The organism is Streptococcus parasanguinis (assembly GCF_000963275.1).
GTDB classification, from domain to species: domain Bacteria; phylum Bacillota; class Bacilli; order Lactobacillales; family Streptococcaceae; genus Streptococcus; species Streptococcus parasanguinis_B.
Window position 1 is genome coordinate 946,773 of record NZ_JYOW01000001.1, and the last position, 21,772, is coordinate 968,544.

The following is a 21,772-nucleotide window of genomic DNA, read 5'->3' on the forward strand; positions in this document are numbered from 1 at the left end:
GCATCTCTCATTGTCTAACGGACGGATCATTTCTTTTCTACCCGATATAAACTATCAGAACCAATTGAATCTATTTTAGGCATTTTATTTTCGTCTAACGTAAAATTCAGGCTAAAATTTGTTAGATCACTTCCATTGGCATAACCATAAACTAATAGTATTTCGTCACCTCCCTGAGGTGTTCCATTACCTCCTACAACTGTTTTAATACTGTCCCAGTCATAAGACACCTGATGAATATTGTCATTATGTGCTTTCACATAGGCCGTCATTTCTTGCTCATGCTCTTTGAGATAAGCGATTTGTTTTTGTTTTATGGCTTCTTTGTCTTCTTTTGTTGATGAAGAAACGACAGTTTGCGCTTGTTTCGTTTGCCCTTTTGGTTTTACGCAACCACCCATACTTACAAAAACAGCTATCGTAGTGATTAATTTAAATATCGTTCGTTTTTCCATGTGGTAACTTTCTCTAAAACAGTTCTTTTTCAATACGCTTTATATTTCCATTAGTCAATAGGCTCACCATCAATACTGATGTAATCACCCATTGTCATATTTTTAAGATTTACAGTCCCATCTTCATTCATGGGAATATCTACTCCCCAACTCGATTCTTCAATATGATTTATACCTCCATAAACATTCATATAATATTCAGGAGTTGTAAGCCCACCATCACTCATCTGAGTTTCATCCCAATCAATCTGAACAGATTCGACTTTCGGATTTTGAGCCTTCACATAATCAACGATTTCCTGCTCGTGTTCTTTGAGATATGCTACTTGTTCTTTTTTTAATTCTTCTTCTGATTTCTGTACGACTTTCTTTGAAGATGAAGCCGTTATCTTCTGTTCGGGTCTTTTAGTCAGATTCATGATTTTTCCGCCAAGAAAAACAAGTCCTAGGATCGGTAACAGAATAATCAAAAATAATTCCAGTTGTCTCTTCATCTCTTCTACTCCAATCCTTCCTTTCATGACTGAATGGGCCAGTCACTTTCCTTACTATTATAGCATCTTTCATTTGAATCTCAATCTAACTCACTAGTTAGAGACTTTATGCAACAATCATAAAAGAACTTGCGGGGTTCTGCTAGAATATAGGTAATCCTTTTGTACAAATAACAACCTAAGTGATGCTAAAAATTCAAATGTTGCATTTTTGTAGAGTATCTAAATATATAATGAAACTTTCCGCCGTGAGAAAAGTGCTAGAAACACTATGGTTTCTAGCACTCGGTAGTTTTGAAACCTTAGGTTCAAAACTAAGTCATGGAACTTCCTGGATTGCTGAAATCATCCACTGGATAATTTCACCTAACGTCCGTACTCACCTAAGGAAAGTTTCTAAGAGAAGTTTATCTTCAATCAAAAAGGAACCCGAAGGTTCCTTTTGTGTTATTTCCGATACATCTTGACCTGAAGGTAAAGATCGTTATAGACTCCAAGCAATTTCTTGCCTAATTGTTGATAGACTTCCAAATGGTCCAGTGTTTCATCGCTTGGATAGAAGGATTGGTCATCTTGGATTTCTTTTGGCAACATGGCTTTGGCTTTTTTATTTGGCGTTGAGTAGCCGACATAAAGAGCATTTTTTAAAGCATTTTTAGGACGAAGCATGAAGTTAATAAAGGCATATGCTGCTTCTTTATTTTTCACGGTTTTTGGAATGACAATGTTATCAAACCAAAGGTTGCTGGCTTCAGTTGGAACGACATAGCGAAGATCCTTATTGGCTTCGAGCATTTGGCTAGCCTCTCCTGAGAAAGTAACCCCAATAGCCGCATTGTTTTGGATCATATAGCCTTTCATCTCATCGGCCACCAAAGCTTTGATGTTTGGTGTCAAGGTGTAGAGTTTATCTACTGCCTCTTGCAATTTCTTTGGATCCTTTTCATTGAGGCTATAGCCCAAGGTATTGAGACCAATTCCCATGACCTCACGCGCACCATCGTACATCATGATGTCATTTCTGTACTCTTCACGCCAGAGATCTGACCAATGTTCCGGAGCATTTTTGACCATCTTGGTATTGTAGACGATCCCCAAGGTCCCCCAGAAATAAGGTACTGAATATTGGTTACCCGGATCAAACGATTGGTTCAAGAGTTTTGGATCAATATTTTCCATCCCTTTGATCTTGGATTGGTCCAACTTTTCAACCAGATGTTCATCCATCATCTTAGCAATCATGTATTCACTAGGAATCGCAATATCGTAAGTGGTTCCACCTTGCTTGATCTTAGTGTACATGGCCTCGTTGGAATCAAAGGTATCATATTGCACCTGAATCCCTGTCTCTTTTGTAAATTCCTTGAGCAATTCCGGATCGATATAATCTCCCCAGTTGTAGATGACCAGCTTGTCACTATTCTTGGTATTCATGCTGGCTTCGATCTGGTGGCTAATTCCCCAGAGGACCAGAATGACAAGGACAATCCCAGTTAGGAATGAATAAAGTTTTTTCATGCTGCTTCCTCCTTTTCACGGGTAATAAAGTAATAACCGATGACCAAAAGCACACTAAAGAGAAAGACAAGGGCGGACAAGGCATTGATACTGAGGGAAATTCCTTGACGCGCACGTGAGTAGATCTCTACAGACAAGGTTGTAAAGCCATTTCCGGTTACAAAGAAGGTCACGGCAAAGTCATCAAGAGAATAGGTAAAGGCCATAAAGTAACCGGCGATAATGGCTGGTGTCAGATACGGCAACATGATCTCTTTGAGCATTTGCACTTGAGTAGCTCCCAGGTCATAGGCAGCATTGACCATATCCCGGTTCATTTCCTTGAGTCGTGGCAAGACCATCAAGACCACAATGGGAATCGAGAAGGCCACGTGGCTAGCCAGAACAGATAGGAAACCTAGCTGGTACTTCACCGTCGTAAAGAGAATCAAGAAGCTGGCCCCGATCATAACGTCTGGCGCTACCATGAGAATGTTGTTGATGGAAAGCAAAGGACCTTCTAACTTCTTCTTCGATTGGTAGATATAAATGGCTCCAAAGGTTCCGATCACCGTCGCAATCAAGGCTGACAAGAAGGCCAACAGAAAAGTCTCTGATAAGATCAGCATCAGGCGACTATCTGCGAACAATTCATTGAAATGCTCAAGTGTGAAGCCTGTGAAGGCATTCATATCTCCCCCTTTATTGAAGGCATAAAAGATCAAATAGAAGATGGGAAGATAGAGGATCAGAAAGACGAAGCCTAGATAGAAATGAGATACTTTTTTCATCGTTCTCTCCTTTCTCTAGTTGCCCACATGGTAAAGAGCATGGCAAGGATCAGAACAACTCCGATGGTAGAACCCATTCCCCAGTTTTGTGTTGTTAGGAAGTGCTGTTCAATCGCAGTCCCCAAAGTAATGACCCGGTTTCCACCGATCATCCGTGTCAACATGAAGAGACTCAGACTAGGAATAAAGACAGATTGTACACCTGAGCGGACTCCATTCATGGACAAGGGGAAGACCACATGACGGAAGGTATCCCAACGATTGGCTCCCAAATCATAGCTGGCATTGATCAAATTTGGATCTAAGTCATCTAAGACATTAAAGATCGGCAAAATCATAAAAGGCAACTCGATGTAGCTAGCTACAAAGATAAAGGAGAAATCGGTAAAGAGGATCTGCTGGGGAGCGACTCCGAGAAAGCTTAAAAAGCTATTGATGGAGCCGTTTTGCCCAAAGATTCCGATAAAGGCATAGGCCTTGAGCAAGAGATTGACCCAGGTTGGCAAGACGATCAACATTAACCACAACTGCCGGTGTTTGAGCAGCGTCAAAAAGTAAGCAGTCGGGTAGGAGATCAAGAGCGTCACCAGGGTGACGATTCCGGCATAAAGGACCGAATTAAAGCTCATCTTTAAATAGGTCAGATTTTGCGAAGTGAAGAACTCATTGTAGTTTTCAAGTGAAAACTGCCCTTCAACGTTAAAAAACGATTGAAAGATGATCATGACTACAGGAGCCAAGACAAAGAGAAAAATCCACAAGAAATAGGGGAGGATAAATAGATTAGAGGTTGTTTTCTTCATCTCTTTCCTCCTCAATGGCATTAATCAAACCAGCTTCTTGCTCTTCTACTTCAACGTACTCTTCGATCCGCGCATCGAATTCTTCTTCGGTTTCATTGAGACGCATAACGTGGATATCTTCTGGTTCAAAGTCTAGCCCGATGACTTCTCCCACGATGGCCTTACGAGTGGAGTGAATCATCCACTCATTTCCCAAATCATCATAGGCGATGATCTCGTAATGCACACCACGGAAGAGCTGGGTGTCCACCTTTACTTGGAGCTTGCCTTCTTCAGGAAGGGTGATTTGCAAGTCTTCAGGACGAATGACGACTTCAACTGGTTCGTTTGGACGCATTCCCCCATCGACGGCTTCAAAGCGTTTGCCATTGAACTCAACCAAGTAGTCCTCTATCATGCGACCATCTAAAATGTTAGATTCACCAATAAAAGTCGCTACAAAGTGGTTGATCGGTTCATCATAGATATCCACGGGAGTACCAGATTGGACGATCTCTCCTTCATTCATGACAAAGATCCAGTCACTCATGGCAAGGGCTTCTTCTTGATCATGGGTAACAAAGACAAAGGTAATCCCCAAACGTTGTTGCAATTCCCGCAACTCATACTGCATGTCTGTCCGAAGTTTCAAGTCAAGTGCAGACAAAGGCTCATCTAAAAGGACCACTCGTGGTTCATTGATAATAGCCCGTGCAATAGCTACCCGCTGACGTTGACCACCCGATAATTTTTGGATTGAACGTTTTTCAAATCCTGCTAACTGGACCATTTTCAAGACTTCTGAAACACGGCGTTCAATCTCAGCCTTGTCCAGCTTTTTCAAACGAAGGGGGAAAGCCACATTTTCAAAGACCGTCATATGCGGAAACAGGGCATAGGACTGAAAGACGGTGTGGACATCCCGCTTGTTGGTAGGGACATCATTGATCCGTTCCCCATCAAGGTAGACATCTCCAGAGCTAGCATCCAAAAGACCAGCAATAATATTAAGGATAGTTGATTTTCCTGATCCAGATGCACCGAGCAGGGTATAGAACTTCCCTTCTTCCAATTCAAAATTGATATCCTTTAGGACAACGGTTCCGCTATCTTCAAAGACCTTTGTTACATTTTTAAACTCAATAATTGGTTTTTTCAATTCACATAAATTCCTTCTTTACTACGATTACCAAACTGCTTTTCAAACGAAAACGCAGCGGCTGACAGGAAGACCTGTCAGACCACCAATACCTCTCGGGGACTTATTAGACTGCCCCACCTATTTACGGTATCGATAGGCACTCACCCCCTTTCCGACTGATGCTATCGATGTTTACACTATCAATTGTTCTTCAATACTAACGTTCTTAGGCTTGACCGATAATACGAACTTCTGGTTCTAAACGGACGCCTGAGTGAGCTTCTACTGCCTCAATAACATGGGCGATCAGGTCTTCGTAGTCCTTAGCTGTTCCATTGTCGACATTGACCATAAAGCCAGCATGCTTTTCAGAAACTTCCACACCACCAATTCGATAGCCTTTCAGACCTGCTTCGCTGATCAATTGACCTGCAAAATGACCGACAGGACGCTTAAAGACAGATCCACAAGAAGGGTATTCAAGGGGTTGTTTCAACTGACGAAGATGGGTCAACCGATCCATCTCCTGTTTGATTTGCTCGTGATTGCCTGGTGACAAAGCAAATTTGGCAGAGATGACGACAGCACCTGTCTCTTGAATCTTAGAATGACGGTAACCGAAAGCTAGTTCACTCGCTGACAGAGTTTCGATCTCCCCGTCTTTGGTCAAGACCTTACAGGATACTAGGACATGAGCGATTTCTCCCCCATAGGCTCCCGCATTCATAAAGACAGCCCCACCGACACTGCCTGGAATGCCACTAGCAAACTCGAAGCCTTTCAAACTATGGTGCAAGGCCACATGGGTGGTGTCGATGAGTTTAGCTCCTGCCTCTGCTTCGATCACATAACCATCCACACTGATATCTCGCAAGCGATCAAACATAATGACAAATCCCGGAATGCCCCCATCGCGGACAATGATATTGGACGCATTGCCCAGGACCATCCATGGAATTTGCTCTTGGTTGGCAAATTGGACGATGCGTTTTAATTCGTATTGGTTGCGAGGGAAGGCTAAAAATTCAGCATTCCCACCGACCTTTGTATAGGTATAATGTTTTAATGGTTCTTGAAAACGGATATCAATCCCTTCAAGAATTTGATTCATTTTTTCATTCATCTTTCTGTCTGTTCTCTCTCTATAAAAATACAAACTATTATACCAAATTTTTGACTATTTTTCGACCCTAAAAAACAAAAGAAGACCTATAATATTCAGGCCTTCCTTTTACCATTTATTATGCAATTTTACGTGCGATAGCACGATTCTTTTGTCCATCCAGAGCTGATTTGACCGAAATCCAAGCACCACCAAGAGTAAAGACAGCTAGCAAGCCTAGATTCAAGTAAAATTTATCTGGGACGTCCCCTGAAAATGTCGCTTCATTGAGAAGCGTCCAGGACATATCAAATGGCAAATCCAGTTCACTCATAAGCGCCAAAGTATAATCTAATTGGTTGACCAAAAAGACGGTCAAGACCATCAAAATAGCTGAAACTACCACACCTTTTTTAGTCAATTTCTTACCAAGAATCTCATAACCTTTGATAGTACAATAACCGAGGGCAGCCCCTGCTAAAACAGATACATAGCCAAGACGCGCTACCAAGAGGGCAACTGCTCCACCGATGATTACACCGATCACAGCCCCTACAATCCCTAAAAGGAAGTTTTCTTCCCGCGCTTCATAAGCCTCAACTGTATCTTGCACTTCGGCTTGGTAGGCTCTAAAGGTTTCATCGTCGATTAAAAAGATCGCATCTCCAATTTGATACAGACCGATTGGCCCTTCCTCACCAGTTTCCGCATTCACTTGCACAAATTGGTGGTTGAGCAAGAAATCAACAATATCTTGGATAGCTGTCCATAAGGTTTCGACAGCCTTCCCTTTGGTCATTCCACCTTTGACTACGATCGAGGTCAAGTAACCATCAGAAGAGATGGCATTAATGGCTTTTGATTGTTCTTTCAATTCATTCCAAAGAATTTCACTTTCTTCGATCAAGTCTCCTTCGGAACCTTGTTTCACACTGAGTGAAATGGTAAATACATTCTTGGTTTGAGCGCCTTCAATGACTAACAAGAAGCCTTCACGCTCCCCGTACATCACACGAGCTTCGCCATCAAATTGCAGACCAAGATCGGTAGCAATACTATATAAATATTCTGGTTTCATGTTTCCCCCTAGATTTTCGGGAAAGCTTGAGCTTTTCCCCATACAATTCCCATTCTACCATAGAAGAAGCAAAAAGGACATATACATTCGTATACATCCTTCTTTCATTTGTGTTACATTGAGGTTTATTTCTCAACACGAACGCCAAATGTGTCGATTTTAAGTTGGAAAATCTGACCTTCTAGTCCGAGTTTTTCAAGAGCTGCGACAAAGGCTGCTGTATGCTCTGGCGCTAAGAGGTTCATGATTGTTGGGCCTGCTCCTGACAGATAGGTAGCGTAGGCCCCATGAGCATGTGCTACTTCTTTGACCTGAGGGAACTCTTTGACAAGAGATTGACGGTAGCGTTCGTGGAAATGATCTGACTCGATGGAGCGACCAGCCGTCAGCAAATCTCCCTTGAGGAGAGCTGCGATGGCAACATTGGCAACGCTACTAGCTGCGACAGCTTCCTTATAAGACCATTCTTTCGGTAGGACATTCCGACTATCACTGGTCTTCAATTGGTAGCTCGGTACAAAGGCCACAAGGTCACAGCTTGGGAAGTCAGCCGTGACATATTGGACATCTTCACCGATGTAGCTCGCAATGACCATATTCCCAAAGATAGCCGGAGCTACATTATCCGGATGACCTTCGATCTCGGTCGCGATGCGTAATTTCTCAGCGTCTGATAGCTGGAGCTTGGCTAATTGGTTGGCCAATTCAATCCCTGCGACAATGACCGAGCTAGAAGATCCAAGACCACGCGCCAAGGGCACTTGACTGGCCATCTTGATCCGATGGGGCTGCATATCGGTTGAGATAGAAAGGGCTGTTGAGAGCAAGAGGTTTTTCTCATCTGTCGGAATCCCTGCTCCAAGATCATGCTCAATGAACCAAGCATCTGCTGGTTCAAGGACTTCAATGGTCAAATAGCGAGTCACGGCAATCCCAACAGAATAAAATCCTGGCCCTACATTGGCACTGGTTGCTGGAACAATAATTTTCATGCTTATTCTCCCAAGACTTTAAAGGTATTCAAGAGTTCGAAATTCGCCTCTGAATCCAATTTTTCAACCAAGTTCTTGAATTGTGTTTGGTTGACTTGGTGGGTAATGATGACGACACTTGCAAATTGACCATCTGAGTCTTCTTGGAGGATTTGCTTGAAGGAAGCTCCTTCTGCATTAAAGATCTCCGCAAGACGCAAGATTTGACCAGTCGCATCTGGTGCCTTGATTGAGAAGTAATAATTGTTCTTCACATCTTCTGGTTTAGCCAATTGAAGAGGGCGGCTGTATTCATTGAAGGCTTTACCAATCGTTCCTTCTTTTAGTCTACGGACAATGCGAACGAGGTCGGCTACGACACTTGTCGCAGTTGGTTTTTGACCAGCACCTGGGCCGTAGTACATAGACTCACCAATACCGATGGATTCCACATAGACCGCATTCATAACGTCGTTCACCCCTGCGAGTGGATGCTGTTTTGGAAGGAAGGTTGGTGTCACTTCTGCTGCGATCCCTGACTCTGTTTCAACGATAGAGCCGACAAGCTTGATGACATAGCCAAGGCTTTGAGCAACTGAGACATCTTGAGGAGTGATTTGGCTGATTCCTTTGTGACCTACTTGGTCAAATTGGATATTCATTCCAAAAGCAAACTGGCTTAAGATCACCATCTTGTAAGCAGCATCAATTCCTTCAACGTCGTTGGTTGGATCACTTTCAGCGTAGCCAAGGCGTTGCGCTTCTGCTAGAGCATCCTCATAAGTCCAGCCTTCTTCGACCATTTTGGTCATCATGAAGTTAGAGGTTCCATTGACCACACCGAGCACTTTGGTCACCTTGTCGGAAGCAAGGGAATTCACCAAGGTCCGAAGGATTGGGATCCCACCAGCTACGGCAGCTTCATAATAAAAGGCCACTTGGTGTTTTTGAGCAATCTCTAGCAACTCGCTTCCATGAACGGCAAGAAGGTCTTTGTTAGCAGAAACCACGTGCTTGCCTGCTTCCAGCGCACGGGTGATAAAGGTCTTAGCTGGCTCAATACGACCCATCAATTCCACAATGATGGCAATGTCCTTATCTTCAATGATCTCATCGACATTGGTCACAAAGTTGTAGTCATGACCAGCAGCTTGTAATTTTTCCTTTTCCGCATCATCTCGAACCAAGACCTTGGCGATCTCGATTTCATCTTGAGCTGCCTGGGTGATTTTTTCATGGTTTTCTTTTAATAAAAATGGTACGCCACTTGCAACAGTACCAAATCCTAGTAAGGCAATCTTAACAGACATCCTATTGACTCCTTGAATTTTCTATAGTAGCTCCATTATAACAAAAACTTGAGCATTTGACAGCCAATTGCCTTAAAAATTCTGAATTTTCATGACAGGATCTGCCTGTAGCAAGTTCTGGAAAAGAACATAGAATTTGTGGTACAATAAAGAAAATAATGAAAACGGTGACACTATGAGTAAACGAAGAGTACCTAAAAAAATCAAAGTCCTACTTGGAATCAATGCACTCCTCTTGGTCTGTATCTTTATTTGTAGCTTTCTTCTAATCAAGCGGATCACTCAGCCGAGTGATGGAAATACCAGCGGCACTGCCATGACGCGCTCGCTAGATGAACACAGTTCCTCTATCGAGTGGACCCGAGTGAAAAAACCGGTCAAACTGCCCATCCTCATGTACCACTCCGTGCACAATATGGCCGAGTCTGAAGCTGCCAATGCCAATCTGATTGTCGATCCAGAAACCTTTGAAAGCCAACTAAAGGCCCTGAAAAATGCGGGTTACTACACCCTGACACCTGAGGAAGCCTATCGCATCCTCGTCAAGAACGAAGTACCAAAAGGAAAGAAATTTGTCTGGCTGACCTTTGATGATGGCGTAGAGGATTTCTATACTATCGTCTATCCGCTTCTTAAGAAATACAAGATGACCGCCACTAACAATATCATCACGGACTTTACCCAAAAGGAAAAAGAAAATGTCCTGACCTTTGACCAAATCAAAGAGATGAAAAAAGCTGGCTTGACCTTTGAAAGCCATACGGTCAATCATCCAGACCTAGCCAATTCCAGTCTTGAGACCCAAAAGAATGAGCTGGTTGCTTCTAAACGCCTGCTAGATAAGGTGCTGGATCAAAATACTAGCGTTATCGTCTACCCATCCGGTCGCTACAGCCAGGTCACAATCGACCAGGCCAAGAAAGCCGACTACAAACTAGGCCTCACCACTAAAAATGGACTCGCCAGCTCCGCTGATGGCCTCTATTCCCTCAAACGAGTTCGGATCCTTCCAACCACTACAGGAGAGGACCTCCTAGCCATGATCCAAGAATAAAGAAAGAGAGTGGGACAGAAATCGGTAATTCGTTAGAATTCGATTTCGTCGTCCCACTTCCGCACAGTTGAGTAGGGCTGTAAAAGCTGATGAAATCAGTGTAGTAGAGCCCACTCAACCACTGCGTTTTGCTCGACAATCCAAAAATAATTGAGAGGCTAGGACTTTTGTCCCAGCCTCTTTTGTTAGAGTTCCTTCTCTAGTTCTTTTAGAAAGGTGATTAAAAACTGATGGCGATTTTCTGCCATTTGTTTGGCAGTCTCCGTGTTCATTTCATCTTTTAAGAGAAGCAACTTGTCATGGAAATATTGGACGGTATCAGTGAGGGACCTCCCTTTGTGGCCACCATAGGAAAAAGTTCGCGCAATTCCTACAGCTCCTATCGCATCCAGGCGATCTGCATCCTGGACAACCTTGCCTTCTAAGGTTTCTGGATGTTTCCCACGATTTTTGCTGAAAGAAACAGCATTGATAACTCGACAAATCTGGTCGATTTGGTCTTGAGGAATACCGATCTCTTCTAGAAACATGCGAGCATTCGCATTATTCTCTGTATGAAACAATTTATCATCATCAGCATCGTGAAGAAGAGCTGACAAGCCCACTATCTCCAGATCACATGGACCTTCTGCTTGTGCGATTCTCATAGCATTGCTAAAGACGCGGAGAGTATGCTCCACATCATGGCCATCCGCTCGATCAGCAAATAAGGTTTTAACATACTGCTTAGCAGCTTGGATTCGTTCTTCGATCATCGTTCTTGTCCTTTGTCTTTCTTACTTCAATCAATCTCATTATACACCTTATGAGCCTTTTCTAGATCGTAATAGTTATCAAATTCTTCTTTTGTCTGCGTAGTATGGGTCTGCCCATCTCTTGATAGCTCAGCTGGAATGGTGACGTCATGGTAAAGATTCATACCCTTCTTCATAAAGAGTTCAAATACAGAAATACTTCTTGAATATTGATCGGCGCTGTTCTTAGGATTTAAAACCATCACTTTGGTATCCTTCTGTTCAAGCAATTGATATGCTTTTGAAAATTTTTTGAATTGCGTTTTTGAAAGCTCCTTCGGATCAATAGAAAAACTACCATCATCTAGAGGTAAGTATTCCAAACTACCCTGATCTTTATCTAAAGCGACGTATAACTGAACTATAGGTTTCTTTCCATATACCTGTTCTGTTAAACGATCATTTTGTTCCAGTTTATGAGTTTCCAAATCTAGAAACATCATCTTCCGAATGGTAGGATCCTTTAGACTTCGGATCTGTAGCGCAGCTAGTTCTCTTCCGTTCGAACTATATATAGCCCCTAATTCTGTTGGAATATAATTGGAATCAAAATCCTCTACAATTTTATATAGATCAATTTCTTGCTCTTCTTTTAGTTTCTTTCCTTCGATCTTATAAAGGCTCAGTGTCCAATATTCATCTTTTGATGGATGCTCCTCGTAATAATAGGGACTGTCTTTCAATTTTATATTGGAACGCAAAATATGGTGGGCTCCAACCTGAATGCGTCTGAGATTTAAAGAACCTCCATACTCCTTCTTCTTTTGATCTTCCTCAGGCGTTACTGATTTCCAGTGAGCGATGACACCTGCACCATCTGCAATCATCTCATAGTCATCAATTTTTGCTTTTCCACTATATTGACTAAATTGACGATAATACTGCTTCTCATATGTATGATAAGAAAACCAGATGACTCCAATAGATGTGAGGAGAACCAGCAAAGAATATATGACTTTTTTCTTTGTAATTTTCACGATTTAAACAGATCCTTTCTTGAAGGTTTTATTTTCACTTTGTAATCCACCACTGGTGAAAAAAATAGTATATTACCAAAAAACATGAAGAGCGATAAAAATATCAATAAAGCTACATGAAGGATAAAATTTGGAGCAATATTACTAAATATTGCACAAGATGAAAATACAACCAATCCAGCAAAAATAGTTGGAGCCATCATTGATAATAATCGATGCTTTCTATCATTTGTGACGAGGTATACCTTTATAGGGTGGTTGCTATTTACAATGTTGGGCATTGGTTTCCGAATGCTTGTCCATATCCGAATTCCTATTACAAGGCTAAAAACTAGAGCCAACATTCCAAAATTTAGCACATGTGAAGTAAAATAAAGATATTTTTCAACAGGAAAGGCCTTCGATAACAGCACGGCAGTTGTACCCATACCGAAAGCTGAAGCAAAACCTTTCTTCCGAGTATCCTTTTTATTGAGAACTTTAGAAAGATCCGAGGGAGCTAGATTCTGTACTTCTTCCTTAGTTAAAGGATAGGCTAGATGAGGGATGAAGCTTAAAATCCATGGAAAGAAATAGCTTATGAGAAACGGACGATCGGCATCGACTAAATAAGACTCACCATCCATTTGTAAGATCCGGTAACGAAGATTAATTTTTGATAATTGTTCTATTTTTGCTTTTTTTAGCATGCATAGTTCCTTCTAATTTTCTTTGTAAATAGATTTATCCACATCCACTGCTTCCAGTCTATCAAATTCAATGTATTCTTTACGATATGCATATTCCAGTGGAATACTATTGCAACAATCATTAATTTGTTGCATTCCTTATTAAAGATAGATAACCATTCAAATCATCAAAACTAGTTTGAATACTTTTTATATGCTCTAGTAATACTCGTTTTTGTCCGATTATTCGTTATCCAACCTTGGTTGATAATACTGTAAAAATTCTTCTTCACTTTGAATAAGGTGTTCTTTGTTATCTGTAGAGTTTTCTGCCGGTATCGTGATATCTTTAAATATATTTGTGCCATCTGGAAATGCCAATTTAATAACATTAAGAGTGGTTTCTAATCTATTTTTGGGATTGAGAACATAGATAAAATTGTTGTCTATATTATTCAATAATAGCTTTCTTGTTTTTGGATACTTTGTATCTAGGAGACAGTTATTTCCTACATTCCAAAAATGGAATTTATTATCCTCAAAATCAAACCCATTACTTTTAAATAATTTAGAAAAAGATTCAAGCCATTCAATACCAACACTTAGAGATTGGTTTTTAATATTATTTAGATTATCTACTATTTTACCTGTTTTCAAATTAATTAATTTTTGTTCCTGAAAAGATTTATCTCCAATTTTACCAACTATTAAAGTTATATATTCATTTTCTCCATCAACGATTATTTTCTGAGAGTTCGATATAAACATTGGAAAATAATTTTTGTTATATTCTCTAGTTATTTTAAACACATCCAATTCTTTCTTTTTCAATTTGGAATTTGAGGTATCATAAACGTTAATATGCCAATATTCACCATCCTTAGGTATATTTCGATTTAAATAAGGAAAGTTATTATGCGTTATATCTCTTGATGGTTCGGATTTCAATTTCGCACCTTGAGAAATAATAAACTTTTGTCCTACAGCATAACCCGGACCGCCTGTTTTAACCTTATCTCCTAGAATTCTTAATTCATCTGTTACTTTCTTTTTCGCAGCCCATGAAACACTGATTGCTTCTCCATTTTCAAGAAATTCATAATCTGTTATTTCTGTATCAGCAATCCAATACTTATATTGAAATAATTTATTTTTATAAAATGAATGTTTAACAAAAAATATAACTAGAATGACAATTATAACTAATCCTAAACTTCGTAAGAACGTTTTTCTACTGATCTTCACTTTGCACCTCTGCCTCTACTAACAACCTAAAAATGCATCTACTCTGAAAAATGGATGAGCCAAGTCAATCATACACTCTGACTCTACCTTCTTCATATGCAGAAAACATTGAACTCTTTGGACTGACATATGACACGGACTCGTGTGAAACCATGTCACTGATTGATAAGTCTCCATGGTCATCAATAAACCTATAAATTATTCCTTCTTTTTCAAAACTTCGATCCTCACTATTATACAGAATAGTAGACGTTACATTTCCTTCTTTTAAAATAATATGATCCCCAGAAAACTCTACCCAAGTCGACTTATCTAGAGAAGCTTTATGTGATGATTTATTCTTAACCACTAGATAAAACCGTCCATCTGTAATAGCATTCAATTCTTGTTCTTGTTTGATATAGACCATTATCATTGCTACAGGAATTAGTAAAAGCAGCCATAATCTATACTTAGGGGGAACGAATGACCCTATTTTTTTGATGACGGCTATTACGACTAAAACCATCGCATACAATAAAAACGGCGGAATTAAAAGAAGTGCGAATTTCCAGCCTTTGAAAAAAGCAAGCCCTTTTGTGGATTTACCAGATTTAGCTTGTTTTACTTCTATCAGCTTCATTCGCAATAGTTTCAAGGTGACTTCTTCTTGTCTTGCATCAAATGAAACACTCTTTTCTCCTGAGTTTTCACTACCTAGATAGGTCTGAGCCATTCGGACCAGATACAATCCCTCATCTTCTTTCGCAATGGTACGAAATAGCTCCATTGCCTTATTTCTATTCCCCTTGAGGGACTCATTGACTGCCTTCAGATACATAGATTCCAATTGTGAGAATTTGTTGTTTGTCACTTCCTTTAGAACGGCATCATTGGGCTCTTTTTTGACCAGTATATCATAGCGAGCTCTGTATGCCATCTTGAGTGGTTCAACATCTGCTAAATAGTCAGAGAGCAATTCCTCAAACTCATCTTCCTTCAAATCTGGTCTAGAAAATAAGTTTGCATTCAATAGAATTTCGTTTAATTTTACTTGTTCAGCATCTGTAAACTTTTGATTCTTTTTGAGTTCGTCTACAACTGCTTCAATGGATCCAAAGTCACCAATCCTATAGAAATAGAAAATAGTGGCAACCTGTACACGCGCTTTAATAGTTTTGATACTCTTTCTTTTTTGGTTCAGAATATAGCTTGCCATCAAGTCAAGATTTATGTCCTTATAGATAAGACTATTCAACTTTTTGATTAAAAGAGTATCTTTAATGATAACCAGAATCAGCTCAATCAGTAAGTAAATCAAAAAACAAATAGTCGCGATCCTTTTACTTTGGGTCACTTGCACGATATATAAAAATGGTAAGGCTAGAATGACCAATAGGGCTATCACTGGAATAGTGTAGCGTTTTCTTAGCTCTTTATAATCTTTAACCATAAATCTCCTTAATTGTTAGATTGTTGTGAATTGACGTTTGTTTGCTCTGTCTTTTAAAAAATCACTTAAAAATCCCAACTTAATGGTTTAATTCTAAAAGTTAACTTCTACCATGATACCGAAATTTTGCGACTGGGGCAACTTCCTCACTAGTTGGAAATAGTTGCAAGAAAAAACCACCTCTCGGTGGTTCTTACTTCTTCTTTTGTGGAAAGAGAGGGAGGCCTAACGTAGCGATTTTTTCAGCTGGGATCTTCATGCCATCCTTGATCCACTTGGAGATGACAGAGACAATGGCTGAGCTCCAGAAAGAATTGAGGTAGCTACCAGCGCCATTCGAAGAGCTGCCATTTCGCTTTTCTAAAAAGTCATAGACTGCCTTGGTCAAGAGCCGTTCCAAATTGTAATCAATGGCCAGACTGATAATCTTGGCTTCTTTCTTAACTTCCTTAAAAAGATAGACCCAGACTTGGTAGAGGTCTGTCTTTAGGTTGTAGCCATCTAAAGACTTGGTAATCTTTGCGATACTAGATTGAAAGATAGACTCTAGAATCTCTTCTTTTGATCCATAATTGCGGTAAAAGGCCGCGCGAGAGACCCCAGCACGCTGAACCAGCTCAGAGATGGTGATCTTTTTCAGATCTTTTTTCTCCAATAGTTGCAGGAGAGAGATTTCGATGGATTCTCGTGTAATCGCATTATTTTCTTGGTTAAATCGTTTGAGATTTTCCAAGGATTTCTCGGATATTTTTCTTTCTGCCATAACATTTACTTTCTATCTGTCTCACCTGATGATATCTGCTTGGATAGCATTGTACTTCATGATATAATTGTAAAAGAAGACAAACCACTTGTCAATGTACATTTTTATACAATTATGAGGTATGAACTGATGAAATGGAAAATTATTGCGGATTCAGGCTGTGACTACCGCTCTTTGGACAATCTGGCACCGGATACGGAGTTTGTCAGTGTCCCCTTGACCATCCAAGTGGGAGAGACTATCTACACAGATAATGCCCAACTCAATATTGATCAGATGATGGAAAAGATGTATGCGACCACGACAGCTTCTAAGTCTGCCTGTCCGAGTCCTGATGACTACATGAAGTCTTTTGAAGGGGCAGATAATATTGTCGTTGTGACCATCACTGGAACCCTTTCAGGTAGCTACAATAGTGCTGAGATTGCCAAGAAGATTTATCTGGAAGAGTATCCAAATACCAATATCCACGTCATTAACAGCTTATCAGCTGGGGGTGAGGTGGACCTAATCGTTCGCAAGCTCAATCAGTTGGTCGCTGAAGGTCTCGATTTTGATCAAGTGGTCGATGTGATCACGACCTACCAGTCTAAGACGAAGTTGCTCTTTGTTTTGGCCAAGGTTGATAATCTAGTCAAAAATGGGCGTCTCAGCAAATTGATCGGGACTGTTGTCGGACTCCTCAATATCCGTATGGTCGGGGAAGCTAGTAAGACGGGTACCCTCGAGTTGCTTCAAAAAGCACGGGGCCAAAAGAAAGCGATCAAGGCGGCTTTTGATGAACTGATCAAGGCGGGGTATGCTGGCGGTCATATCACCATCGCCCACCGCAACAATGAAAAATTTATCGAGCAATTCTCTGCATTGATTCGAGAAAAATTTGCCCATGCAATGATTGAAGTCCTTCCTACTTCTGGACTTTGTAGTTTCTACGCCGAAGAAGGCGGCCTCCTCATGGGCTATGAAATTTAATCACCACTAAAAAGAGGCTAGGACAAAAGTCCTAGCCTCTCAATTGTTTTTGAATTGTCGAGCAAGACGCAGTGGTTGAGTGGGCTCTACTACGCTGATTTCATCAGCTTTACAGCCCTACTCAACTGTGCGGAGGGTGGGACGACGAAATCGAATTCTAACGAATGACTGATTTCTGTCCCACTCTCTCTTTTTATTGTCCGATCTCTTGGTAGAGGGTACGGATTTTTTTGCGGTAGATGCTATAGCTGATCCCTACTCCAATTAACAGGATGATACTATAAAGGATCACAGCCAGCAGGGTGCTGACGGAATGATAGGTCCAAATAAAGCTGACAATGATCAAGAGAAACATCACAAAGAGAAAGACAATCAAGAGAATAGACTGAAGAACTGCATTCCCACGATGGCGGGTCATCAACTCCGTGATATTGGTCCAATTGGTGCTAAAGTTCTGAAAATCCTTGACATAGTCTCGAATGCAGATCGGAATGGTTGTTACAACCCAGATCAGCAACATGGCTAGGATAGCCAAGGGATGGACGCCAAAATAGAGACAAACGCCAACTAGAAGAATGACAGGAAGAATGGATTGCACCAGATAGAGCAACCAAAATTTCATAAAGAGATAGCGTTTAAAATCAATAGGGAGCGATCTCAAGTATTCAAAGTTTTCACGCTCCAGCGAAATACCGATACTGGTCAAGCCTCCAAAACTATTAAAAACACCGATCAAGAAGGCAACAAGGGCCAGTGGCACCAGATACTGGGGTGTCAAGTAAGGATTGAGGCCTCCTATATTTTTCGATGCTCCTGCTGCTCCACTGAGTAGGAAAATATAAGGCAGAATGCTCATCATCAAGAGAACTTGCACCATAAGGGTTCCATCGGCTAAGAGTCTGCGATGATACTGAATGACAAATCGTCTAAAGGAGTCTTTCTGACCCACATGGATCGCTTTCACGCGCTCTTTGACGGTTTGGTTGGTTGCAACTGCAAGGGCCGCATCATAAAACTGCGGGATCACGATTTTGCGAACCAGGCCGATCAGAACTAAAAGCACCGCGATCCAGCCCAGAATGCCAAAGATCGCTCCTCCATCAAAAGGATGGAGAATGAACTGATGAAAGGCAATAAAAGGCGGAAAAAGAATGGGAATATCTGCACCCCCCGTCACTTCTACCCGATGGGTCTGGACTAGATTCAGATAGAGATAAGCTCCTAGACTCAGAAGAGAACCAATTCCAACCATGATGTTGGAGACCAGGGTCGTGTGTTTTTTGAAAAAGAGGGTCTTAGTGATCAGATGGGATAGGATGATCGTCGCTAAAAAGAGAACGCCTAAGAGAATTAAGGCACAAAAGAGGCCTAGCAGGATCCCTAACGGATTGAAACCACCTGCCTGCACAGGGAGGATCAGAAAATAACTAATCAACGGGAGAATAGCCATGAGAAGAGTCAGGATGACCGAGATGCTCTTTCCTGCTATGACTTCTGCATCTGAGAAGGCATAGGGGCGGTAAAACTGCAGGTCCTTACTTTCATAAAAGACATTGTAAAAACTCATAAAGCCTTGGGAAATGGTCATCAAGGAAAAGAGGGCGACCATATTGACAAAGAAGGCTGGTTGGTTTACAAAATCATTGATACTAAAGAGCAAGCCAAATATGACGAAATAGACCAATCCTAAAAAGAGGTAGTTGAGCACCGATTTACGGGCAACATTGAGTTTGACGTCCGGTTTTTTGGCCTGTTTGGCACGTAATTTTGCGATCTGAGCGGGCTGACTGGCATAGATGATATTGACATTGACCAGCTGTTGGATGATCTTAGGACGCATGATCGCCACCTTCTTCCTTCCGCCCCGCTAGACTGAGATAGATACTTTCCAGGCTTTGTTCTGGATGTTGTCCCTTCAATTCCTCGATCGTCCCATAGAAAATGAGATTTCCCTTTTTCAGAATAGCAATTTTATCACAGAGTTGTTCGGCTACTTCTAAGACGTGGGTAGAGAAAATAACGGTCTTTCCGCGATCCGCATGTTGGCGCATCATTTGTTTTAAATCGTAAGAAGCCTGCGGGTCCAACCCGGTCATCGGTTCATCCAAGACCCAGATATCTGGATCGGATAAGAGCGCTGCAATAACAAAGACCTTCTGGCGCATCCCATGTGAAAAGGATTCAATCACTTCATAGCGGTGGCTCTGAAAATCAAAGATCCGAAGAAGCTCCTCCAAGCGTTGATCACAGTCCTTCTGACTCATATCATAAGAGGTCGCAACCAACTCCCAGAATTCATTGGCTGTGAGACGCAAGAAAAGATCCGGCGAATCCGCCACATAACCGATCTTCTTTTTGATCGCAAGCCGATGGCTATAGAGGTCCTGACCGTCCACTTCAATCGTCCCAGTGCTTGGGGTGATGACACTGACCAGGCTCTTGATGGTTGTGGACTTACCGGCTCCGTTGTGGCCAATCAGTCCGACAATTTGCCCATCTTCGATGGTCAGATCCAAGTGGTTGAGGGCAATGTGCCCATCGTAATCTTTGGTAACTCCGTGGAATGTAATCATACTAACTCCCTTTACGATCCTCACAGGGATCGTTTTTCTTATTCTGTTGATAAGCGATCATCGAAATGGTAGAGCAAATCTAGCAGATAGGTTGGAATGGTCTCCAAGAAATCTTCTTGGTAAACCCGCTCTCCTCGCTTATGCAATTCTTTACCCCAGGGCCCGAGATTGATCGCTGGAACCTGAATTCGAGCAATTTTATCCAGATCCAGATCATAAATTTGAGCCGGAGTGGCTAGGCTATCAAGGACGACTTGATAAGAAGCCACATCCTTTTCCAAGGCACAATAGCTGGTGTCGTTAATCCCCATAAAGTATTCTTCGACCTTCAAGCTATAGCCTCTTTTGTCCAGATACTGGCGGTAATCCTCGATCAAGGATTCGATTTTGAGTTCTGTATTGTCCAAAAAGCGACAATTCATAGAAGGATAATATGGGGGCGCAAAACCAATGACCACCATGGGATCCTTATCTCCGAGAAACTCTAGGAGTCGCTGGATTTGCTGGATTGCAAGGCTCTGGTAGCTGGTACCATTACGAAAATCGTATTCCGCTTTTTGGTTAGAAGCTTCCCTAAAGGCTTGGTAACCCTCTAAGTCTTGGCAACGTTCCTCTAGTTCTTGATAGGTGATGACTCTTGGCCTTGCAATAATATGTTCTTGGCCAGCCTGATCCTGCAAGTGCTCATACTTCTTGTAAAAGGCGTCCAAGGCCTCCTGACTAAGCTCATAGATACGTTGCAAGAGCTCTTGGGGTGTTTTCTTCAAATGCAACACACTGAAATAACCAGCCGCATAGAGCACAGTCGATACATCATACTGCTCCTTCAAATCTCTGAGATAGGACCAAGAAGGAAGGGGAGACGTTTCTCCCAAGGCCTGATCTGCCAGATCGGGATGAAGATCTAGCTGGCTTGCGATGGCTACTAAGAGGGACAAGGCATTGATCCCTTTAAGGGGCTCCTTCATATGGGACAAGACGCCTTGCGCCACAACGACTGGCATGAGTTTGCCGACTGTGCCAATGTGAAGGACCTTTTCTTTTCCTACTTCCGATTCAAAGGGTTCTGAATCCACTGCTAATACATAATTCAGATCAAACTTTTCCTGCAAATCTGTGAGGAGACCCAAAGCTCCTCGCATCCCACGTGAATAGGATTCCTCATCTCCAACAGAGAGATAGAGCAGATTGACCTGACCTTCTGAGGGGGCTGCTGCATAGGCTTCCAGAACCCCCAATTGAAGGGCTAGGGCTGCTTTCATATCGCAAGAACCTCTGCCAAATTTCCACTCCCCAGAAGCTAAATCTGCCTGCATATCGGGTCGCCTATCCAATGTTTTCAAGGCTTCTGCTACTTGATCAGAATCGAGCGCGATCTCCGACAAATTTCCATAGTCTTCTAGATCGACCGTATCATGGTGGTGGAAAAGGATAACTGTTTTTTTCTTGCCCTTATCGACCAAGGCCCAATTGACCGACCGATGCAAGTGATCCTGAGGCACCTGATAGCGCCCAAAGTGGTCCGGATGTTCCTTGAAATAGGGGATCTGGCCAATCCGTTGATCCAGGTAAGCTTCGATTCCTTGCTCGGTCTCCGTGTTGGTGAAGCTTGGAATCGCCAAGGCTTCGGTAAAAATTGTTTCGATGCTCTCTCTATTGGTGGTTTTCACTTT

The 21,772-nt window shown here is 41.7% G+C and carries 21 protein-coding genes; 2 read left to right on the forward strand and 19 right to left on the reverse strand.

What is annotated here, in order from left to right:
• Positions 1–26 precede the first annotated feature (26 nt).
• From TZ97_RS04755 to TZ97_RS04800, 10 genes are all read right to left on the reverse strand, one after another.
• Complete coding sequence (locus tag TZ97_RS04755; RefSeq protein WP_045759567.1) at positions 27–455, reverse strand: hypothetical protein; 429 nt, start codon at positions 453–455, stop codon at positions 27–29.
• Positions 456–505: 50 nt separating this feature from the next.
• On the reverse strand, positions 506–976 hold the full coding sequence (locus TZ97_RS04760; protein ID WP_045759568.1) for a hypothetical protein: 471 nt from the start codon (positions 974–976) through the stop codon (positions 506–508).
• A 420-nt stretch (positions 977–1,396) separates the two neighbouring features.
• Positions 1,397–2,467, reverse strand: coding sequence for an ABC transporter substrate-binding protein (locus tag TZ97_RS04765; RefSeq protein WP_045759569.1), 1,071 nt, complete (start codon positions 2,465–2,467; stop codon positions 1,397–1,399).
• On the reverse strand, positions 2,464–3,237 hold the full coding sequence (locus TZ97_RS04770; RefSeq protein WP_003002847.1) for an ABC transporter permease: 774 nt from the start codon (positions 3,235–3,237) through the stop codon (positions 2,464–2,466). Before TZ97_RS04770 ends, TZ97_RS04765 begins: the two co-directional genes overlap by 4 nt.
• A complete protein-coding gene (locus tag TZ97_RS04775) occupies positions 3,234–4,040 on the reverse strand; it encodes an ABC transporter permease (protein WP_045759570.1) in 807 nt (268 codons plus the stop codon). Before TZ97_RS04775 ends, TZ97_RS04770 begins: the two co-directional genes overlap by 4 nt.
• Positions 4,021–5,178 carry an ABC transporter ATP-binding protein gene (locus TZ97_RS04780; RefSeq protein ID WP_045759571.1) on the reverse strand — a complete coding sequence of 386 codons (1,158 nt, stop codon included), beginning with the start codon at positions 5,176–5,178 and terminating at the stop codon, positions 4,021–4,023. Before TZ97_RS04780 ends, TZ97_RS04775 begins: the two co-directional genes overlap by 20 nt.
• Before the next feature lie 208 nt (positions 5,179–5,386).
• Entirely contained in the window at positions 5,387–6,283 is an 897-nt protein-coding gene (gene murB, locus TZ97_RS04785; RefSeq protein WP_045759572.1) for a UDP-N-acetylmuramate dehydrogenase, read from the reverse strand.
• 118 nt (positions 6,284–6,401) lie between these two features.
• Entirely contained in the window at positions 6,402–7,382 is a 981-nt protein-coding gene (locus tag TZ97_RS04790) for a hypothetical protein (RefSeq protein ID WP_045759573.1), read from the reverse strand.
• An 83-nt stretch (positions 7,383–7,465) separates the two neighbouring features.
• A complete protein-coding gene (gene thrB / locus TZ97_RS04795) occupies positions 7,466–8,332 on the reverse strand; it encodes a homoserine kinase (RefSeq protein WP_045759574.1) in 867 nt (288 codons plus the stop codon).
• Between the two features lie 2 nt (positions 8,333–8,334).
• On the reverse strand, positions 8,335–9,621 hold the full coding sequence (locus tag TZ97_RS04800; protein WP_045759575.1) for a homoserine dehydrogenase: 1,287 nt from the start codon (positions 9,619–9,621) through the stop codon (positions 8,335–8,337).
• A 175-nt stretch (positions 9,622–9,796) separates the two neighbouring features.
• Between TZ97_RS04800 and TZ97_RS04805 the strand changes: the two genes are divergently transcribed.
• Entirely contained in the window at positions 9,797–10,675 is an 879-nt protein-coding gene (locus TZ97_RS04805; protein WP_045760191.1) for a polysaccharide deacetylase family protein, read from the forward strand.
• Positions 10,676–10,860: 185 nt separating this feature from the next.
• Here TZ97_RS04805 and TZ97_RS04810 read toward each other — a convergent pair whose 3' ends face one another.
• From TZ97_RS04810 to TZ97_RS04835, 6 genes are all read right to left on the reverse strand, one after another.
• Complete coding sequence (locus TZ97_RS04810; protein WP_045759576.1) at positions 10,861–11,430, reverse strand: HD domain-containing protein; 570 nt, start codon at positions 11,428–11,430, stop codon at positions 10,861–10,863.
• A 26-nt stretch (positions 11,431–11,456) separates the two neighbouring features.
• Positions 11,457–12,446: a hypothetical protein gene (locus tag TZ97_RS04815; protein ID WP_045759577.1), complete on the reverse strand. Its 990-nt coding sequence runs from the start codon at positions 12,444–12,446 to the stop codon at positions 11,457–11,459.
• A complete protein-coding gene (locus tag TZ97_RS04820; RefSeq protein ID WP_031573544.1) occupies positions 12,443–13,135 on the reverse strand; it encodes a DUF443 family protein in 693 nt (230 codons plus the stop codon). The genes TZ97_RS04815 and TZ97_RS04820 overlap by 4 nt, the downstream gene beginning before the upstream one ends.
• Positions 13,136–13,357: 222 nt before the next feature.
• Positions 13,358–14,359 (reverse strand): hypothetical protein, encoded by a 1,002-nt coding sequence (locus tag TZ97_RS04825; RefSeq protein WP_049506773.1) that lies wholly within the window; start codon positions 14,357–14,359, stop codon positions 13,358–13,360.
• A 64-nt stretch (positions 14,360–14,423) separates the two neighbouring features.
• Complete coding sequence (locus TZ97_RS04830) at positions 14,424–15,791, reverse strand: hypothetical protein (protein ID WP_045759578.1); 1,368 nt, start codon at positions 15,789–15,791, stop codon at positions 14,424–14,426.
• 193 nt (positions 15,792–15,984) lie between these two features.
• A complete protein-coding gene (locus TZ97_RS04835; protein WP_045759579.1) occupies positions 15,985–16,554 on the reverse strand; it encodes a TetR/AcrR family transcriptional regulator in 570 nt (189 codons plus the stop codon).
• Positions 16,555–16,683: 129 nt separating this feature from the next.
• Here TZ97_RS04835 and TZ97_RS04840 point away from each other — a divergent pair, with 129 nt between their 5' ends.
• Positions 16,684–17,526 carry a DegV family protein gene (locus TZ97_RS04840; protein WP_045759580.1) on the forward strand — a complete coding sequence of 281 codons (843 nt, stop codon included), beginning with the start codon at positions 16,684–16,686 and terminating at the stop codon, positions 17,524–17,526.
• A 193-nt stretch (positions 17,527–17,719) separates the two neighbouring features.
• Here TZ97_RS04840 and TZ97_RS04845 read toward each other — a convergent pair whose 3' ends face one another.
• The 3 genes from TZ97_RS04845 to TZ97_RS04855 are packed head-to-tail and all read right to left on the reverse strand — an operon-like array spanning position 17,720 to position 21,769.
• Positions 17,720–19,366, reverse strand: coding sequence for a hypothetical protein (locus TZ97_RS04845; protein WP_045759581.1), 1,647 nt, complete (start codon positions 19,364–19,366; stop codon positions 17,720–17,722).
• The gene (locus TZ97_RS04850) at positions 19,356–20,099 is read right to left on the reverse strand and encodes an ABC transporter ATP-binding protein (protein ID WP_045759582.1); all 744 of its coding nucleotides are present in this window, start codon (positions 20,097–20,099) and stop codon (positions 19,356–19,358) included. Before TZ97_RS04850 ends, TZ97_RS04845 begins: the two co-directional genes overlap by 11 nt.
• A gap of 38 nt (positions 20,100–20,137) precedes the next feature.
• A complete protein-coding gene (locus TZ97_RS04855) occupies positions 20,138–21,769 on the reverse strand; it encodes a M20/M25/M40 family metallo-hydrolase (RefSeq protein ID WP_045759583.1) in 1,632 nt (543 codons plus the stop codon).
• Positions 21,770–21,772 lie beyond the last annotated feature (3 nt).

Bases quoted from the DNA above. Each gene is read 5' to 3' on its own strand.
- TZ97_RS04765 (WP_045759569.1), bottom strand. From the start codon at position 2,467: ATGAAAAAACTTTATTCATTCCTAACTGGGATTGTCCTTGTCATTCTG.
- murB (WP_045759572.1), bottom strand. From the start codon at position 6,283: ATGAATGAAAAAATGAATCAAATTCTTGAAGGGATTGATATCCGTTTT.
- TZ97_RS04840 (WP_045759580.1), top strand. From the start codon at position 16,684: ATGAAATGGAAAATTATTGCGGATTCAGGCTGTGACTACCGCTCTTTG.
- TZ97_RS04820 (WP_031573544.1), bottom strand. From the start codon at position 13,135: ATGCTAAAAAAAGCAAAAATAGAACAATTATCAAAAATTAATCTTCGT.
- TZ97_RS04845 (WP_045759581.1), bottom strand. From the start codon at position 19,366: ATGCGTCCTAAGATCATCCAACAGCTGGTCAATGTCAATATCATCTAT.
- TZ97_RS04805 (WP_045760191.1), top strand. From the start codon at position 9,797: ATGAGTAAACGAAGAGTACCTAAAAAAATCAAAGTCCTACTTGGAATC.
- TZ97_RS04835 (WP_045759579.1), bottom strand. From the start codon at position 16,554: ATGGCAGAAAGAAAAATATCCGAGAAATCCTTGGAAAATCTCAAACGA.
- TZ97_RS04790 (WP_045759573.1), bottom strand. From the start codon at position 7,382: ATGGGGAAAAGCTCAAGCTTTCCCGAAAATCTAGGGGGAAACATGAAA.
- TZ97_RS04755 (WP_045759567.1), bottom strand. From the start codon at position 455: ATGGAAAAACGAACGATATTTAAATTAATCACTACGATAGCTGTTTTT.
- TZ97_RS04775 (WP_045759570.1), bottom strand. From the start codon at position 4,040: ATGAAGAAAACAACCTCTAATCTATTTATCCTCCCCTATTTCTTGTGG.
- TZ97_RS04760 (WP_045759568.1), bottom strand. From the start codon at position 976: ATGAAAGGAAGGATTGGAGTAGAAGAGATGAAGAGACAACTGGAATTA.
- TZ97_RS04830 (WP_045759578.1), bottom strand. From the start codon at position 15,791: ATGGTTAAAGATTATAAAGAGCTAAGAAAACGCTACACTATTCCAGTG.
- TZ97_RS04810 (WP_045759576.1), bottom strand. From the start codon at position 11,430: ATGATCGAAGAACGAATCCAAGCTGCTAAGCAGTATGTTAAAACCTTA.
- TZ97_RS04800 (WP_045759575.1), bottom strand. From the start codon at position 9,621: ATGTCTGTTAAGATTGCCTTACTAGGATTTGGTACTGTTGCAAGTGGC.
- TZ97_RS04850 (WP_045759582.1), bottom strand. From the start codon at position 20,099: ATGATTACATTCCACGGAGTTACCAAAGATTACGATGGGCACATTGCC.
- TZ97_RS04770 (WP_003002847.1), bottom strand. From the start codon at position 3,237: ATGAAAAAAGTATCTCATTTCTATCTAGGCTTCGTCTTTCTGATCCTC.
- thrB (WP_045759574.1), bottom strand. From the start codon at position 8,332: ATGAAAATTATTGTTCCAGCAACCAGTGCCAATGTAGGGCCAGGATTT.